Source organism: Rossellomorea aquimaris (genome assembly GCF_020171925.1).
GTDB classification, from domain to species: domain Bacteria; phylum Bacillota; class Bacilli; order Bacillales; family Bacillaceae_B; genus Rossellomorea; species Rossellomorea aquimaris_F.
Genome location: NZ_JAIVAR010000001.1, coordinates 1,106,820 through 1,123,540, shown reverse-complemented (window position 1 = coordinate 1,123,540; position 16,721 = coordinate 1,106,820). Strand labels below are relative to the sequence as shown.

Below are 16,721 nucleotides of genomic sequence, written 5' to 3'. Positions count from 1 at the left end.
TAGAAGAGAACAGAATATGGTTCATAAGGAGGAACATGATGCCTGAAAAAGATGAACGATTGATGGCGGCACTTATTTATGTATTAAGCTTTTTTACGGTATTCATCGGCCCGGTCATCCTGTGGCTGTTGAAGCGGGATGATTCTGAATTTGTCGATTATCACGGGAAGGAATATTTGAACTTCCTGATTTCTTACACGATTTATGGAATTGTCAGCAGCATCCTCGTCATTATCCTGATTGGAATGATACTCGTTCCGATTGTCGGCGTGCTTGCCCTTGTATTTACAATCATAGCAGCCATTAAAGCGTATGAGGGAGAGCGATACCGCATCCCGACGGTCATTCACTTTTTTAAATAAGGAACTTCTAGTGTAATGGGCAATCGTCATTCATATGGAGGATCAGTAAGGGCTCATGGGTGAAACGTATGGGCTCTTACTCATTTATCTGGAATTTCATTGACAATCGTGCAGAAGACTTGGTAATTTAGATAAAAATAATAACTTCTCACATACATAGATAAAGAGCTTGCGAGGACATAAGGAAGAGGGGAAGAATGATGACAAGGATCGATAATAAGGAAAGGCTGCTTAGGTTGATGAACATCTTTTCCCAGGAGACGGATGAAGAGCATGAGCTGAGCCTTGATGATATCATCCATCGTTTCAAGCAAATATACGGGCCAGACGTCAAACTCAACAAAAATTCATTAAAGGATGATATCAATCATCTAATCAACCATTCTTTCGATGTCACCATCAATCAAGAAAAAGACGGCCTACCGAAATACTACAGCCACCAGTACCGCTTGTTTGAGCTGCACGAACTCCGGATGCTCGTCGATGCAGTTGTGTCGGCTAAGTTCATCACGAAACAAGAAACGCGTCAGCTCATCGGTAAAATCAAAAAACTGGCAAGCACGCATCAAGGGAAGAAGCTCCAAAATGAGATACAGGTGGATTCTTCCATAAAGAGCGAAAGCCCATTCATCAGATTAGCGATCCATGACCTCCATCACGCGATCACCGAAAGGAACATCGTCACGTTTCAATATGGCAGGTATGACATTGATAAGAACTTCAATCTCAGTCATGAGGGCCGGCTGTACAAAGTGAAACCTTACGCCCTGACATGGGCCAATGATTTCTATTATCTGATCGCGTATTATTACGAGGCGGGACAAATCCGTCATTATCGGGTCGACCGGTTACGGAACGTGAACATATTAAATGAGTCCTTCCCGTACGAATCATTTGATGTGTCTAAATATGTTCAATCCACCTTTCATATGTTTGCCGGGGATGAAGAGTGGATCAAAATAAAGTTCCACAATCAACTGATCAATGTCATCATTGACAAGTTCGGGAAAGATGTAGACATCCAGAAAGATGATGAGCACCATTTCATTCTATCGACCAAAGCGAGGATAAGTGGAGGCCTGGTCAACTGGATCCTGAATTTTGGATCAAACGCAAAAGTGATTTCACCTCCGTCCTTATTGGAAACGGTAAAAGAAGAAGTTGCGAAAATGTATGAGCTTTATGATTGAAGGGTAAATGAAATTTCATTACGGTCATTTCCACTATTGATTGTTTGTGCAGAACCTCGCTTCCATGGGAGTCTCCGTCCTGCTTAACAGTCAACAGCGGGAACAACCTGAGACTCTAGGAAATTTACTACATAATTAGTTGGATAAAACCGAACGCATTCACGTCATGTTAACGAATGTTCGTTCGGTTTTTTAATATGCTCAGATACTTACTATTGGATTCAACAAAGAAAGTGTGTCTCCATTATTGTTTGCAATGAGTTACTTCGGGCATTGGAAGTGGCATGCTTCTGGAGGATGTTTTAGGTTTACTTTTTTATGGTCAAAAACGAGGCTTTGATTGTTGATTGGAGCTCCTGTAGTTCGACTCCTGAGGGAAAGTTGAGGTCACACGTGTCCGAAGAGGCTCACCTCACGCCCCGCGGAAAGCGAGCACCTGAAGAACAAATCAACCACTACTTGCTCCTCCTAAAGCGATAATTTTTACGAAAATAGCTAAAAAAATGATCACTCTTTCAAAAAAAATGAACGATTTCGTTTGCTCAACGTCTTATCTATAGAAAATCCAAAGGAGGAATGAACATGCAGGAGTTACAACAGGCATTTCAAACGATAAATTGGGGGCTGATCGCTCCGCTTATTCTTATACAATTGGTTCTTATGGTGATTGCCGTCATCGACTTGATCAAAATCAAGGATACGAATGGGCCAAAATGGGTTTGGTTATTAGTTGTCCTCTTCATCAATGTCATCGGTCCGATCATCTACTTCATTTTCGGAAGGAGACAAAACGGATGAACGTCCTGGAGGTAGCGGACCTTGAAAAGAGGTACAAAGAAAAGCATGCAGTGGAACGCATTACGTTTCAGTTGAAACAAGGGAACTGCACGGCGTTGATCGGTCCGAATGGGGCTGGGAAAACGACCTCGCTGAACATGCTTGCCGGTCTGATCGAGCCTACAGGTGGAAAGATCCATACTCCCGGCCATTCTGGGGATATCCGGTCGATGATCGGCTATCTTCCACAATACCCTTCTTTTTTTGAATGGATGAGCGGGTTTGAGTATCTACAGTTTTCCGGTGAGATTGCCGGGTTATCGAAAGCAAAATCAAGGCAAAGAAGTGAAGAATTGGTGGAAATGGTCGGTTTGTCGGAGGGGAAAGACAGAAAGATCCATCACTATTCCGGCGGGATGAAGCAAAGGCTTGGCATTGCACAGGCGTTGATTCATCAGCCTAAACTGATTATCCTCGATGAGCCGGTATCAGCTCTTGATCCCTTTGGACGCAGGGAAGTCCTCGATCTCCTTCAACGATTGAAAGAAGAGACGACCATCCTGTTTTCCACGCATATTTTGAATGATGCGGAACAGGTCTGTGATGAAGTATTATTCCTGTATAACGGCAAACTCATCGAACAGGGATCCCTTTCGGACATTAAATCAAAGCATCAGACTCTCTCGTTGCGCATTGAGTTCGAAGGGAGGCCAACACCTTATATAGATGATTTGAAAGGATTACCGTGGGTGGATTCCGTTAAGGAGGAACATGACTCCCTCTTACTCCAAGTGGAAGAATTGAAAAGGGACCGTAATCGCTTATTCAAGCTGATCTCTGAGGGTGAGTGGCCGGTGGTCAAGGTTGAAAGCAGCAAGCTTAGCTTAGAGGATCTCTTTATGAAGGTGATGAGGGTATGAAGATTGCATGGGTTTTATTTAGAAAAGAGATGAAGGAATCGGCCAGGAATTTCAAATGGATCTGGATGCCGATCGTGTTCATGATCATAGGATTGACAGAACCGCTGACAGCGTATTACTTACCTGATATCCTTGATTCCATCGGTGATCTGCCGGACGGTGCGGTCATTGAAATTCCACCTCCATCGTCACCTGAAATCCTGATGTCAACGATCGGCCAGTTCAACACATTGGGAGTACTGTTAATCGTTCTTTCATTTATGTCGACCATTTCGGGGGAAAGAAAAAACGGTACGGCAGCGATGGTGCTGGTCAAGCCCGTCTCCTATCATGCCTATATCTACTCAAAATGGGCAGGAAGTTTCGTCCTACTTTGGGTTTCCTATCTAGCTGGCATGGTGTCGAGCTGGTATTATATCAATCTATTATTCGAAGATATTTCCGCGGATCGTTTTTTTCAATCGTTGTTTGTGTATGGGGTGTGGCTGACATTTATTCTGACGATGCTCATTTTCTTCAGTTCGCTCGTCAAAGCATCGGGTCTCGCTGCCTTCTCCACCATCGCGATTTCCCTCGTACTCAGTTTCATTTCCGGGACCCTGCCGGAAGCCATGAAATGGTCTCCATCCCGGCTTTCCTCATATGTGGCTGACATTTTGAACGGCTTGGGTTGGAGCGGCGATCTGAACGCTGCACTGATGGTAACGGGATTGGTCTGCATCCTCCTATTGTTCCTGACGCCTCATCTGTTCAGAAAAAAAGAACTTACTTGAGTAAGGGCTGGCCGAATTAGGCCGGCCTTTTTAATTGAGTGTAGCTCTTTCTACATGAATAGGAAGGGGACATGGCAGGATGTGTCGAAATAAGGGAGAAGAAGAGGGGGCTGGCAGATGGAACGATACAGGCTGACTGGGAAAGTGAAGAAGTTGATTGCGGAAGCGGAAAGGATCGCCGAACGGAAAAATCACAGGTTCATTCAGAGTGTGGATTTATTCATCGGTGCATCTCAAGTAAAGGAAGGGACCTTGCTCGAGATGCACCATCTTGTCGAGGAGAATGTACATTTATTAGACGAGTATGGAGCTCACGAAAAGAATGAGTGCGGGCAGGGCAGCTGGCCTTTCAGCTTACCGTTGTCGGCTGAAGCCCGGACCATATGGATGTCGGCAGTGGAAATCATGAAAAGATACAATCAAATCTACCTTAATGAAGGGCATGTGTTGAAGGCTTTTTTTCGTGTAGCTGAAAAGGAAGAGAGCGCATTATCAGCGCTTCGTGCCATGGACTATGAGAAATTGTATCAGACCGTGACCGCTGCAAGGGATCTTATAGTATATTTACCCGGAAGTGAGTGGAATGTGGAAAAAGTCCCTTCAGTGAACATCAGGCAAGCCTCAACGGAGGATAGGGAGGACGTCGTTTCCTTTGTCAGGAGTCGTTTCGGTGAAGAGTGGGGCCGGACGATCCAAAATGGGTTCAGCACACCCAGTGGAGGGATCCCGATTTTTATCGCTGAAGAAGATGGTGAATTGATCGGTTTTGCCGCATTTGATGTTTATTTAAAGAAGAAGGGTGTGTATGGGCCGATGGGGGTCATACCAGAACACCGGGAATCGGGAGTGGGGAAAAAACTCCTTTACGCAGCATTGAATGAAATGAAAAACCAGGATTATATGTATGCCGTATTGAAAGAAGCGGGACCTGTCGAGTTTTATGAAAAGGTGTGCGATGCGAAGCTGATTCCACTTTAGGAGGATAAAAATGAGAAATAGAGCAGGAATCCTGCTGGTTGAGAATGAACAATTAGCGGTCATTAAACGAACGAAAGGACAGACCATCTACTATGTGATTCCAGGAGGTGGAGTGGAAGAAGGGGAGTCATTTGAAGAAGCTGCGAAACGGGAAGCGGCCGAAGAGCTTGGCATTCAAGTCGAGAATCTTCAACTGGCCCTTGAGTTTGAGCAAAATGGTTCACAAAAGTATTATTTTGCAGGAAAATATAACGGTACATTGGGTAAGGGGAATGGTGAAGAATACCGCACCGGAGAGGGGACGTACCTCCCTTGCTGGATCGGACTCAAAAGCCTTGATGACAAGGCGCTTTATCCAGAGGAAGTAAAATCTATGTTGCTCAAGAAGCGGTGAGGAGGGCATATTGTTATGATGATTCAGGATACAGGACTCGTCCTTGAAGGCGGTGGGATGAGGGGCATTTACACAGCCGGGGTGCTAGAGTATTTATTGGAAAATGATGTTCATTTTCCTTATGTAGTCGGTGTTTCTGCCGGTGCATGCAACGCTGCATCCTATATTTCGAGGCAAGCGGGGCGAAATAAGAAGGTGAATATCGGATTCATCCGCGATCCCAACTATTTAAGCTGGAGAAACTATTGGAAGACCGGGGAGCTATTCGGGATGGATTATGTGTTTGATGAAATACCGAATAAGCTCGTGCCATATGATTATAAGGCATTCAATGAAAGTGAAACCGAATTTGTTGTCGGGACCACTGATTGTCACAGCGGAAAGCCACGCTACTTTTCCAGAAATGATTACGGGGAGGATTTGTTGACGATCATTCGCGCATCTAGTTCACTTCCATTCTTCGCACCGGTTGTGGAGTTCGGGTCACATCATCTCCTGGACGGTGGAATCAGCGATCCGATTCCGATTGATAAAGCAGAACAAGATGGTTTCAAGAAGAACATCGTCGTCTTAACGAGAAATAGGGGCTACTTCAAGAAGCCATCCCGATTTTCATTCTTTATCAAACGAAAATATCCTCACTATCCCGAGCTCCACAAAACGTTGATGAACCGATATATGGTGTATAACCAGACAGTGAAAGAGCTGGAAGAACGTGAAAAAGAGGGAAGTGTCATCATCATCCAGCCCCAGCAGCCCTTAAAGGTAAGCAGGGTCGAAAAGAACCCGAACAAGCTGGATGACCTGTACAAACAGGGGTATGAGGATGCAAAGAAAAAGCACAAAGAGATCATGCAGTGGGCAAATCCTTCACCAGTCCTGGTGTGAGCGATTAACAGATCCTTGCTCCTATGATGGAGGGGCAAGGAGTCCTTCATGAACCGGCCCCCCCGACAAGGTCAGAACCATCATCCCACATGGACCAAGAATCAAAAAGACCTGTTTAAACGGTCTTTTTTTTGCATCGGGAACATATAGATGATAATGATTCGTGGAAAGGACGAGCATTTCATGAACCTTTATCAGATCTATCGAAACGAACAACATACATTGCTATATCACGGCATCATGTATTTCCTGATGGGAGTCGGGATGCTTCTTGTCGTCAAAACACTGTATTATTTCCCTCTACTATTGTTCATACCAGCCATGACCAATCTTTATCTCAGCCACAGCATCAAAAAGGAAATCAGGAAGGCAACCCGATTATTTTATGAAGACATACCCGTCTCCAGTCAGGCACTGATCGGTGTCAAGACAAAAGAGGGGTTCTATTACCTAAAGTCGAACGGATGGTCGAGTTATTCGCTTCAACGTACATCTCTCATCAATAATCCTAAGCACTATGTCTTCCATCGCAAGGACAAAATGCCGCTGGCCATCAGTAAATGGAGCAGGTGGCTCACCATTGCCCATGAGGAAGCGAAGCTTGAGTTCAAATTGAACTACCACAGTACGACGGCCATTGAATGGAGCCATGTAGAAAGCGGTGATACCGTACTGTTGTATAAGGGTAGTAAACGATGGATTTTAAATTATAAGGGAGTCAATCGACTTTCCCTGCAAAAAGGATATCTTCCTCAAAGCTTTCAGCATCTGTTCGATCATCATCATAGTCACATTACGTTTTATGAGGCGTACCGGGAGTCGGACGATTGGATGCTCATCTTTTTATGGCTAGTCGATCGGGATTATTTCCTGACCTCCTAGTCATCCTTTCAGAGAGTTTGGGAACCCTATCCTATAGGGAGGTGATGCTGATGAATGCATCATATAAAGACTGTCTGTTGTCACTTGCTGCGTGCATGGAGGCCTGCAATGTCTGCTATCACGCTTCATTGAAGGAAGAACAGAGGATGATGCAATGTATCGAGCTTGATCGTGAATGCGCTGAGATTTGTTCCTATGCGATCGGGGCCATTCAGAGGAGCAGCAAATTTGTACCTGGGATCCTCGCTCTATGCGCTGATATTTGTGATGCTTGCTTCAGGGAGTGCAATTCACACGATCATCGGCACTGCAAGGATTGTGCCGAAGCATGCAGGCGTTGTGCGGAAGAATGCAGGAAGATCATATAAGACTGGAGAATGCTTCTCATGGCAGGAGCGTTCTTTTTTACGTTAAAGTGCTGTATACGTGATCGTGCCGATACTTTAATGCATGAAAGATAGTGCAAATGTTTCAAATTTTAAGGACATATGAGTATCTTGCGTGAACAAATGAGAAAAACTATGATAGAATACTATTAATCGAATAGGTTTCCTTCGGGGCAGGGTGGAATTCCCTACCGGCGGTGATGAGCAGTATGCTCTCAGTCCGTGACCCGGCTGATGAAAATCAGGCGGTGGATTTGGTGAAACTCCAAAGCCGACAGTGAAAGTCTGGATGGGAGAAGGAAAGGCAGTATTTAGTGGTTAAGTAGACGGACGTATACTGATGAGTATCGTTTTCTGAAAATTAACATTAAATGCGTTTATTTATCATGCCAATCTCCCCAAGTGTATACTCTTGGGGTTTTATTTTTTATCTGGAAAGAAAGGAGGTAACAAATTGACACACAGTGAATATATGGAACTGGCACTGAACATGGCCAGAGCCACTCAGGGTCAGACGTCCCCGAACCCCGCAGTGGGCGCAGTCGTCGTAAAGGACGGAGCGATTGTCGGGATGGGCGCACATCTGAAAGCTGGAGAAGGTCATGCAGAAGTGCATGCGATCGAGGCTGCAGGAGAGAAAGCGGCGGGTGCAGACATTTATGTCACCCTTGAACCTTGCTCGCATCATGGAAGAACACCACCATGCTCACAGCTCATCATATCCAGCGGCATCAAGAGGGTGTTCATTGCCACGACCGATCCGAATCCACTGGTATCGGGAAGTGGAATCGAACAACTCCGGAAGGCAGGAATTGATGTTCATCTAGGCGAATGCCAGGAAGAAGCGTTGGAACTTAATAAATTTTTCTTTCATTTTATGAAGTATAAGAAGCCTTATGTAACGTTAAAGACAGCCGTCACACTAGACGGCAAGACTGCAGCCCATTCGGGAGACAGCAAATGGATCACGTCAGAACAATCAAGGCTCGATGTCCACTATGATCGCCACCGGCATGATGCGATACTAGTTGGAGTCAACACCATCATCCGCGATAACCCGCACCTTACCACCCGTTTGCCCCAAGGTGGAAAAAACCCCATTCGAATAATCCTAGATCATGATTTAAGAACTCCGTTGGCATCCAACGTTGTCAACGATCACGAAAGCAAGACCATCATTATGACAAACGAATCAGTGACAGAAGACGCGAAACAACCGTATGTAGAAGCGGGATGTGAGGTCATATCACTCCCAGGTCGTTCAATCAGCCTTGAACATGTTCTGACAGAGCTCGGTACAAGGTCGATCCAATCAGTCTATGTTGAAGGTGGTTCTACGATACATGGTTCATTCCTTGAAGAACGATGTTTTCAGGAGCTCATCATGTACATGGCACCAAAGCTCATAGGGGGAAGAAATGCATTCTCAAGCTTTGGAGGAGCCGGCGCATCTTCCATTATTGAAGGACTGGAGATGGATATCCTATCGATTGATACAATCGGGCAGGATATTAAAATAGTGGCTGTCCCAAAGAAGGATAGCAGGTCGAAAGAAGGGTGATGAATTGTTTACAGGAATCATTGAGGAAATCGGCAAGGTCAATCAAATAAGAAAATCGGCAGCATCCATGATTTTGACCATCGATGCAAAGAACATCCTTGAGGATGTCGGGACCGGTGACAGCATTAGTGTGAACGGCGTATGTTTGACCGTGACATCGTTCACCGACAGGCAGTTCACGGTTGACGTAATGCCGGAAACGTTCGAAGCGACCACTCTCAGGAGCTTATCCGCAGGCTCCAGTGTCAACCTGGAAAGGGCGATGGCAGCAGGCGGCCGTTTCGGCGGGCACTTCGTAAACGGCCACGTTGATGGAATCGGGACGATTACGAAGCTTGAACAGGTGGAAAATGCCGTTTATGTTGAAATCTCGATTCCGAAAGAACTTTCTCCCTATTTCATCATGAAGGGGTCGGTTGCGATCGATGGCACGTCACTGACTGTATTTGGATTGACGGATCAATCCATCACCGTTTCGCTCATCCCCCAGACGAGAGGGGATACCATTCTCGGAGCTAAGAAAATCGGCGATGCAGTCAATCTGGAATGCGATGTGATGGCCAAATATTTTCACCGATTTTACGAACAGACACAGCATAAACAAACTAGATCAAGTAAGATCAGCTATGATTTCTTAAATCAACACGGTTTTGCCGATTAACGGAGGAGGAGTTTCAAGTGTTCCATACGATAGAAGAAGCGATTGAAGATCTGCAGAACGGGAACATCGTCATCGTGGTCGATGATGAAAATCGTGAGAATGAAGGGGACTTCATTGCGCTTGCCGACAAGGCTACCCCGGAAGTCATCAACTTCATGGCGAAGGAAGGAAGAGGCCTGATCTGCGCCCCGATTTCAGAGGAGCTTTCAACCAAACTGAAACTCTCACCGATGACAGATCAAAATACAGATCCACACGGCACCGCATTTACAATCAGTATCGATCACCGGACATCGACGACCGGGATCAGCGCATTCGAGCGTTCTGAAACCATCCGTCAGCTACTGAATCCTGATTCACAACCCGACGATTTCAAACGCCCGGGACATGTATTCCCACTCGTGGCTAAGAAAGGCGGCGTTTTAAAACGTGCAGGCCATACGGAAGCGGCAATTGACCTCGCAACCATCGCAGGCGGGAACCCTGCAGGGGTGATCTGTGAAATCATGAACGAAGACGGCTCGATGGCAAGGGTACCGGAGCTGATGAAAATTGCGGAGAAATGGGATCTCAAAATCATCACGATCGAAGAACTGATCCGTTACCGCCGTAAAAAAGAAATGCTCGTCACCCGTGAAGTGGAAATTCAATTGCCAACCGATTTCGGTCAATTCAAGGCCGTCGCTTACACGGAGAATCTGACAGGAAAAGAACATATCGCCCTCGTCAAAGGTGAATGGAATGAAGGGGAGGAAGTGCTGGTCAGGGTCCACTCAGAATGCCTGACGGGTGATGTCTTCGGTTCGAATCGATGCGATTGCGGACCTCAGCTTGCCACTGCACTCTCACAGATCGAGGAAGCGGGACAAGGGGTCCTGTTGTATATGAGGCAAGAAGGGCGAGGCATCGGACTCATTAATAAATTGAAGGCGTACAAGCTCCAAGAGGAAGGCCTCGATACGGTGGAAGCCAACCATAAGCTCGGTTTCGGAGCAGACTTGAGGGAATACGGCATAGGAGCCCAGATCCTTAGGGATTTGAACATACAGCGCATCAAGCTGTTGACGAATAACCCCCGTAAAATCGCCGGAATCAAAGGCTACGGCTTGGAAATCGTCGACCGTGTGCCGATCCAGATACCAGCAAAGCTTGAAAATGAAAAGTATTTGAAAACGAAGCATGCGAAGCTAGGGCATTTGTTGAAGTTTTAAATTAGGTTCTGGGATAGTCGCGTCGGGGACATGTGGAGAAAGATGACCTGACATTGATATTCCCCTTGCAAGTTTTTTTTGAAAACGACACATATCAACCAACTGGAGGAATGAAAAATGAAAACAATTTATGAAGGTAATTTAGTCGGAACAGGATTGAAAGTAGCCATCGTCGTATCAAGATTCAATGAATTCATCACATCCAAACTCCTTGGCGGTGCAGAGGACGCGTTGAAAAGACATGGCGTCGAAGAAGCCGACATCTCCGTCACTTGGGTGCCGGGTGCATTCGAAATTCCGATGATCGCCAAGAAATTGGCGCGCTCAGGTAAATATGATGCCGTCATCACACTCGGAACCGTCATCCGTGGTGCAACTGCTCACTTCGAATATGTAAGCGGCGAAGTAGCCAAAGGAGTCGCAAACCTTGCCCTGCAGGAAGATATCCCGGTCATCTTCGGTGTCTTAACGACCGATACTATCGAACAAGCCATCGAGCGTGCAGGCACAAAAGCCGGCAACAAAGGATGGGAAGCAGCCGCATCAGCGATCGAAATGGCGAACCTTGTTCGTGCGATTGACAATAACTAAAGAGATTGGAGAGCCGGTTCCTAATTGGGAATCGGCTTTTTAACGCTTTAGTGTGGTGAGGGACGTACCTTTGAATTGGAGGTGGGGGTTGTTTAGAATGATTCTTATAGGAGCATATACTTCAAATTAGGAGCGTATTTTTGAAATTAGGATCATAAAATCAAAAAAAGGATCATATTTTCCCAGAATGGATCATAAATCCTGGAAATGGATCATAAAATGATTTTCCCCCAATCAATCAGTTGTTTTCCTACCATTTTGCTGATTTAATAGGATGAAAAATAAAGAGTTTGCCTTGTATTTACCTCTTCCTTTATAAAAACGTCAAGTCTTCCAACAATAATGATATAAAACCGGTTAATGTTCTGATCGTAACTGCACCACCCCTCAGATCAGAGCGAACACAACCACATCGCGGCACCGGACGAGTCCCTCACTCGTACTTCAACCCCAACTACCAATCTCACAACAATCTCACAACTTAAATCCACATCATACCATTCCCATCTACAATTTTATTGGCAAACCCCCATCTTTTTGCTACAATATTATCTTGTGGCTCACCCCGATAATCGGGGATTGAGCGGGTAGGGAGAGGGCAGTTTTATAGGAAGATTATATTGAGAGAACGTAAAGGTATTTTTCAGTTGAAGGATCATGGTACCTCGTTCAAACAGGAGATCATGGCTGGGGCAATCGGGTATTTCACGATTGTATACATCATCGCAGTCAATGCACTCATTCTTTCTGAAGCTGGTATACCATTTGAAGGAGCGGTCATGGCGACCATACTTGCTTCCTTTGTTGGGTGTTTGGTGATGGCCTTTTGGGCGAATGCACCGATTTTGCTGGTTCCAGGAATGGGGATCAATGCGATGTTCACGTTCACCCTGGTGAAGTCTTCTGGTTTGACGTGGCAGGAAGCTCTGGCTGTTGTCGTCGTTTCCGGGATTTTGTTCATGATCATTGCGTTCACGAAGCTATCGAAGCTTTTGTCAGAGGCGATACCCAAGACATTGAAAGAGGCGATCACGGTCGGACTCGGGATGTTCTTGATGTTCATCGGTCTCGAGAAAGGCGGCCTCATCCAGAGGGGTGACAGCGCATTGATCACCATTGGGGACTTTGGCGAACTCAGGGTACTGGCGACGGTATTGACTTTTTTGGTTACGATCTTTTTGTTCATCCGTAATGTAAAAGGGCAGTTCCTTTGGAGCATCGGCTTCGGTACACTGCTTGGATTCCTTTTTGGGATCGAGCCTTCAGTATCCGGAAGTTCGTTTCACTGGAGTGAATATGCCGGGGTGTTCGGACAGATTTCGTTTGATTCAATCATGAAGATCCCGTTCTGGATTGCTGTATTCTCTGTGACGATGGTCCTTGTATTCGAGAACATCGGCCTGATTCATGGACATGTGGATATGATCGATCAGCACCATAAGTATCCGAAGGCATTTCAGGCAAACGCATTTTCCGCGTTCACTTCCGGGTTCTTCGGTACAAGTCCGACAGTTTCCACGGTTGAGAGTGCCGCGGCTATGGCAGCAGGGGGACGTACAGGCTTGACAGCACTGACGACAGGCGTCTTGTTCCTTGGATCCGTTCTATTCATTCCATATTTAAAGTGGATTCCGGACCATGCAATCGCTCCGATTCTCATCATCATCGGTGGATTGATGATCCAGAACATCCGACACATGGATCTGAGAGATCTGACAGAGGCATTCCCTGCCATTTTCATTATCGCAATGATTCCTTTCACGTATAGCATTGCAGACGGCATCGCGATCGGTTTCATCATGTATCCGATCCTTAAGATGGCGACCGGTAAAGCGAAGGAAGTATCCATCCCGCTTTACGTCATTGCCGGATTATTCTTGATGAACTTTTTTGTTCATTCGATTCATTAATAAAGTGTTTAGTAAAAGAGGCGGAGCATTCCGCCTCTTTTTTTTCATTTATTCAGTTATTGTGAAGTGGGTTCCGGAACCCTGTAATTCGCTATATTTCCCCATAAAATATGGACTTTCCACATATTTCTTGTTATGATTCATCTATAAAAATGATTCTATTGAACTATCAATCAACCATTTATTGTTTATTGAAGGCAGGAGTGAAAACGATGGAGGTTTTCGTTGCAAGGCAGCCCATATTTGATGCTAATGAGGAAAAGGCAGCATACGAACTGTTATATAGACAAAATCAAATGAATAGTTTTCCGAATATTGATGGAGATCAGGCAACGGCTGATGTGATCATCAATAGCTTTATGAATATAGGGATCGATTCCTTATCCTCTGGGAAACCATGTTTTATCAACTTTACTGAAAACCTTCTGAAACTGAAGGTTCCAACGTACTTCAATCCGAGGGACATCGTGGTTGAGATCCTTGAATCGGTCGTTCCGGACAAGGATATAGTAGCGATTTGCCTTGAACTTAAAAAGCTTGGATATAAGATCGCACTGGATGATTTTGTTTTCAATGATTCGAATCCTTTCTGCAAAGAACTGATGAGAATCGCAGATTACGTGAAGGTCGATTTCCTCGCAACAACAGAAGAAATGAGGAATAACATAGAGGTCTTCTCACGCTTATTGGGTTATAAAATGATAGCCGAAAAGGTGGAGACGGCAGAACAATATAGGGAAGCAAGGGAAAAGGGCTATCATTATTTCCAAGGGTACTTTTTCAGTAAACCGAACATCATCTCATCGCATGATGTCCCGGTATACTTTCATTCGTACTATTCCATCATCCAAAGCCTTGAAGTGTCTGAGCCCAGTATTGAAGTCATCAGCGAATTAATTGAGCAGGATCTATCACTCTCATACAAATTATTGAAGTTGATCAATTCCCCTGCTTATCGTCCGAAGCATAAGATCCATTCAATCAGGCAGGCCATCGTCCTTCTCGGATTCATGGAAATCAAACGATGGATTTATGTATTAGCTGTGAGGGAAAGGGTCGTCACCAAGGGGAAACTTGAAAACGAAGTCATCACATTATGTCTCACGAGGGCTAAGATGTGTGAGCTTGTTGGAAAAAAAAGGAAAGGGAGCGTCAGCACCTCAAGCTACTTTCTTACAGGTATGTTCTCCCTCATGGATACCATTCTCTCTGTACCGATGATGCAGATCCTCGAGGACCTACCACTGGATGATAAAATTTGTGATGCGTTGACAGGCCAGTCGAACGAGCTGAAGGACTTACTTGAACTGGTCATCGCGGTCGAGAAGGCTGACTGGAGTGAAGTCGAAAAGAAGATGGTGTTGTTGCAACTTGTGGAAGAAGATATTTCCGAAAGCTATCAACAGGCATGTCAGTGGACGGAGAAGCTGCTCGCCCAGGAGTTGGCGCAGCAGTAAGGACTACCAGACAGGCTTATATGTTCCCGGTTTCAGGTACGTACGCTGCGGTTTGATGTATCGTTTCAATTCCACCAGAAGAAGGCGCTGGATCTTCTTCGAGCTTATCTGCTTTGCAACATCGGCAGGATGAGGATAAATGCCGATTGAATTGAATTTGACCCGGAATAGGCCTTCATGCAGAAGGTCTTTTTTTTGATTCAGTATTTTACCGTATACGTGGACGTCAAGTGAGTTGAATTCATCGCCCGTCTCATCGACCCTATGCACTTGAAATCGGAACTGTAGATCTTCCAATATGACACGCCCCTTTCTACAAAACAAGTATTCTCAGTATAGTGTACATGGTTTTGTGGGGGATTTCATCAAAAAAACGGCTTGGAAACACACATGCATGATGAAATGGAAGTAAACTGATTGTATACAAGAATCGCTCATTGCCAAATGAATTGGTTTATGGCAAGCTTAACTTATTAAAAACAAGCTTGGACTGTACCGATGTCTAGGTATGTGAATACATGCCACTTGATCCAGAAAATCGATTGCACACTTTTATCGGTCGTAACATTGACTTTACAGCATGATAGTTTGACAGATTTAGAGTAACGGAGGGACCTTACGATGAAATTGAATGTGATAAAATGTCACGGATCTGGAAATGATTTCTTACTGATTGATGAAATTTCCAATCCTTATACGTTTACAGAAGAAGCGAGGCAGAACATGGCAATTGCTTTATGCGACAGGCAAAAAGGGTTGGGTGCCGATGGAATCCTATTTGTCCTGGGGAGCGAACGATGCGATGCCCGGATGAGGGTGTTCAATGCGGATGGCTCGGAAGCATCGATGTGCGGGAATGGCCTCAGATGCGTAGGGCGCTATGTTTGTGAATTAACCGGGAAGGATTCCATTGTCGTCGAGACGATGAAAGCGGATCTGAAGGTAGCCGTAGCACCTTTCATTCATGATGAGATCCCAACGTACAATGTGGAGATATCACCGGTTTCCTTTGAATTGGATAAAGTTCCGATGAACATGGATTTTACGGAAGTGGTGAATCAGAAAATACCGGAAATTTCCGATCGTCTGCGATTCACGGTGTTAGCGGTCCCGAATCCGCATTTAATCACGATCGTCGATGCTGAGACCATTATCTCCAATGAACAGAAAATGATTTCTGAAAGTGTCAATGGACCGAATAATCTGTTCCCTGATGGGGTGAACGTGAGCTTCGTCCATCCTCTCGGGCAAGGCGCCATCTATGTCCGTACGTTTGAGCGTGGCGTAGGCTTCACGAACGCCTGTGGCACGGCGATGTCTGCATCAAGTCTGGTGACCTGTCTTCTCGGCCAGAATGAGCTAGGCCAGGAGATCGATGTGTATAATAATGGAGGAAAGGTCCGGGTGGTGGTCAACCGCAAGCTGGACGGTGGGTATTACATGGAGCTCATAGGGAATGCCACTTATACGTATGAAGCGGAATTGGAATTGTCACTTTCCGAGCCGGAATCCTACGAAGTTCTGTCTCATGAAGACCTCAATGAAGAAGATGCCTATGGAAATCTGCAAGCGCATGCCAAGGATGTTGTGAATAGTAAAGTGTTTACAAACGCATGATTCATACGAGGCTGGGACAAAACAAAGAACCCTACAAATAAAGACGAACAATATCGGTTCCAGTTTTTAATACCGCTATTGATTTCCGTGCAAAACTTCGCTTTCCGCGGGCGGTTGGTGAGCCTCTTCGTCGCATTCGCTCCTGCGGGTTAGAAAAGCGGAA

At 45.4% G+C, this 16,721-nt stretch carries 18 protein-coding genes and 1 riboswitch; of the genes, 17 read left to right on the top strand and 1 reads right to left on the bottom strand.

What is annotated here, in order from left to right; genetic code table 11:
* The first annotated feature begins 38 nt into the window (after positions 1-38).
* From LCM10_RS05825 to LCM10_RS05750, 16 genes are all read left to right on the top strand, one after another.
* On the top strand, positions 39-362 hold the full coding sequence (locus tag LCM10_RS05825) for a DUF4870 domain-containing protein (RefSeq protein ID WP_224875618.1): 324 nt from the start codon (positions 39-41) through the stop codon (positions 360-362).
* A gap of 197 nt (positions 363-559) precedes the next feature.
* Positions 560-1,552 carry a helix-turn-helix transcriptional regulator gene (locus tag LCM10_RS05820; RefSeq protein ID WP_224875215.1) on the top strand — a complete coding sequence of 331 codons (993 nt, stop codon included), beginning with the start codon at positions 560-562 and terminating at the stop codon, positions 1,550-1,552.
* 582 nt (positions 1,553-2,134) lie between these two features.
* Positions 2,135-2,350 (top strand): PLD nuclease N-terminal domain-containing protein, encoded by a 216-nt coding sequence (locus LCM10_RS05815; protein ID WP_224875214.1) that lies wholly within the window; start codon positions 2,135-2,137, stop codon positions 2,348-2,350.
* On the top strand, positions 2,347-3,249 hold the full coding sequence (locus LCM10_RS05810) for an ABC transporter ATP-binding protein (protein ID WP_224875213.1): 903 nt from the start codon (positions 2,347-2,349) through the stop codon (positions 3,247-3,249). Before LCM10_RS05815 ends, LCM10_RS05810 begins: the two co-directional genes overlap by 4 nt.
* Entirely contained in the window at positions 3,246-4,022 is a 777-nt protein-coding gene (locus tag LCM10_RS05805) for an ABC transporter permease (protein WP_224875212.1), read from the top strand. The genes LCM10_RS05810 and LCM10_RS05805 overlap by 4 nt, the downstream gene beginning before the upstream one ends.
* A 117-nt stretch (positions 4,023-4,139) precedes the next feature.
* On the top strand, positions 4,140-5,000 hold the full coding sequence (locus tag LCM10_RS05800; RefSeq protein ID WP_224875211.1) for a GNAT family N-acetyltransferase: 861 nt from the start codon (positions 4,140-4,142) through the stop codon (positions 4,998-5,000).
* Positions 5,001-5,010: 10 nt separating this feature from the next.
* The gene (locus tag LCM10_RS05795; RefSeq protein ID WP_224875210.1) at positions 5,011-5,394 is read left to right on the top strand and encodes an NUDIX domain-containing protein; all 384 of its coding nucleotides are present in this window, start codon (positions 5,011-5,013) and stop codon (positions 5,392-5,394) included.
* Positions 5,395-5,412: 18 nt separating this feature from the next.
* Entirely contained in the window at positions 5,413-6,282 is an 870-nt protein-coding gene (locus LCM10_RS05790) for a patatin family protein (protein ID WP_224875616.1), read from the top strand.
* A 183-nt stretch (positions 6,283-6,465) separates the two neighbouring features.
* Positions 6,466-7,164 (top strand): hypothetical protein, encoded by a 699-nt coding sequence (locus LCM10_RS05785; RefSeq protein WP_224875209.1) that lies wholly within the window; start codon positions 6,466-6,468, stop codon positions 7,162-7,164.
* Positions 7,165-7,214: 50 nt separating this feature from the next.
* Positions 7,215-7,532: a four-helix bundle copper-binding protein gene (locus LCM10_RS05780; protein ID WP_224875208.1), complete on the top strand. Its 318-nt coding sequence runs from the start codon at positions 7,215-7,217 to the stop codon at positions 7,530-7,532.
* A 178-nt stretch (positions 7,533-7,710) separates the two neighbouring features.
* A riboswitch (FMN riboswitch) is annotated at positions 7,711-7,855 on the top strand.
* Positions 7,856-8,004: 149 nt separating this feature from the next.
* Positions 8,005-9,111 (top strand): bifunctional diaminohydroxyphosphoribosylaminopyrimidine deaminase/5-amino-6-(5-phosphoribosylamino)uracil reductase RibD, encoded by a 1,107-nt coding sequence (gene ribD, locus LCM10_RS05775; RefSeq protein WP_224875207.1) that lies wholly within the window; start codon positions 8,005-8,007, stop codon positions 9,109-9,111.
* Positions 9,112-9,115: 4 nt separating this feature from the next.
* The gene (gene ribE, locus LCM10_RS05770) at positions 9,116-9,772 is read left to right on the top strand and encodes a riboflavin synthase (protein WP_224875206.1); all 657 of its coding nucleotides are present in this window, start codon (positions 9,116-9,118) and stop codon (positions 9,770-9,772) included.
* A gap of 17 nt (positions 9,773-9,789) precedes the next feature.
* On the top strand, positions 9,790-10,983 hold the full coding sequence (locus LCM10_RS05765; RefSeq protein ID WP_224875205.1) for a bifunctional 3,4-dihydroxy-2-butanone-4-phosphate synthase/GTP cyclohydrolase II: 1,194 nt from the start codon (positions 9,790-9,792) through the stop codon (positions 10,981-10,983).
* A gap of 117 nt (positions 10,984-11,100) precedes the next feature.
* Positions 11,101-11,574: a 6,7-dimethyl-8-ribityllumazine synthase gene (ribE, locus tag LCM10_RS05760; RefSeq protein WP_224875204.1), complete on the top strand. Its 474-nt coding sequence runs from the start codon at positions 11,101-11,103 to the stop codon at positions 11,572-11,574.
* A gap of 683 nt (positions 11,575-12,257) precedes the next feature.
* Positions 12,258-13,484 carry an NCS2 family permease gene (locus LCM10_RS05755; protein ID WP_224875614.1) on the top strand — a complete coding sequence of 409 codons (1,227 nt, stop codon included), beginning with the start codon at positions 12,258-12,260 and terminating at the stop codon, positions 13,482-13,484.
* A gap of 212 nt (positions 13,485-13,696) precedes the next feature.
* A complete protein-coding gene (locus LCM10_RS05750) occupies positions 13,697-14,941 on the top strand; it encodes an EAL and HDOD domain-containing protein (RefSeq protein WP_224875203.1) in 1,245 nt (414 codons plus the stop codon).
* 3 nt (positions 14,942-14,944) lie between these two features.
* Here the strand turns inward: LCM10_RS05750 and LCM10_RS05745 are convergent, their stop codons facing one another.
* Positions 14,945-15,238 carry a hypothetical protein gene (locus LCM10_RS05745; RefSeq protein ID WP_224875202.1) on the bottom strand — a complete coding sequence of 98 codons (294 nt, stop codon included), beginning with the start codon at positions 15,236-15,238 and terminating at the stop codon, positions 14,945-14,947.
* Between the two features lie 324 nt (positions 15,239-15,562).
* Here LCM10_RS05745 and dapF point away from each other — a divergent pair, with 324 nt between their 5' ends.
* Positions 15,563-16,558: a diaminopimelate epimerase gene (gene dapF / locus LCM10_RS05740; RefSeq protein WP_224875201.1), complete on the top strand. Its 996-nt coding sequence runs from the start codon at positions 15,563-15,565 to the stop codon at positions 16,556-16,558.
* Positions 16,559-16,721: the final 163 nt, after the last annotated feature.

Excerpts from the sequence above, each read along its gene's own strand:
- LCM10_RS05825 (WP_224875618.1), top strand. The coding sequence starts at position 39 with ATGCCTGAAAAAGATGAACGATTGATGGCGGCACTTATTTATGTATTA.
- LCM10_RS05815 (WP_224875214.1), top strand. The coding sequence starts at position 2,135 with ATGCAGGAGTTACAACAGGCATTTCAAACGATAAATTGGGGGCTGATC.
- LCM10_RS05755 (WP_224875614.1), top strand. The coding sequence starts at position 12,258 with ATGGCTGGGGCAATCGGGTATTTCACGATTGTATACATCATCGCAGTC.
- dapF (WP_224875201.1), top strand. The coding sequence starts at position 15,563 with ATGAAATTGAATGTGATAAAATGTCACGGATCTGGAAATGATTTCTTA.
- LCM10_RS05795 (WP_224875210.1), top strand. The coding sequence starts at position 5,011 with ATGAGAAATAGAGCAGGAATCCTGCTGGTTGAGAATGAACAATTAGCG.
- LCM10_RS05805 (WP_224875212.1), top strand. The coding sequence starts at position 3,246 with ATGAAGATTGCATGGGTTTTATTTAGAAAAGAGATGAAGGAATCGGCC.
- LCM10_RS05800 (WP_224875211.1), top strand. The coding sequence starts at position 4,140 with ATGGAACGATACAGGCTGACTGGGAAAGTGAAGAAGTTGATTGCGGAA.
- LCM10_RS05780 (WP_224875208.1), top strand. The coding sequence starts at position 7,215 with ATGAATGCATCATATAAAGACTGTCTGTTGTCACTTGCTGCGTGCATG.
- LCM10_RS05810 (WP_224875213.1), top strand. The coding sequence starts at position 2,347 with ATGAACGTCCTGGAGGTAGCGGACCTTGAAAAGAGGTACAAAGAAAAG.
- ribE (WP_224875204.1), top strand. The coding sequence starts at position 11,101 with ATGAAAACAATTTATGAAGGTAATTTAGTCGGAACAGGATTGAAAGTA.
- LCM10_RS05790 (WP_224875616.1), top strand. The coding sequence starts at position 5,413 with ATGATTCAGGATACAGGACTCGTCCTTGAAGGCGGTGGGATGAGGGGC.
- LCM10_RS05785 (WP_224875209.1), top strand. The coding sequence starts at position 6,466 with ATGAACCTTTATCAGATCTATCGAAACGAACAACATACATTGCTATAT.
- LCM10_RS05750 (WP_224875203.1), top strand. The coding sequence starts at position 13,697 with ATGGAGGTTTTCGTTGCAAGGCAGCCCATATTTGATGCTAATGAGGAA.
- LCM10_RS05820 (WP_224875215.1), top strand. The coding sequence starts at position 560 with ATGATGACAAGGATCGATAATAAGGAAAGGCTGCTTAGGTTGATGAAC.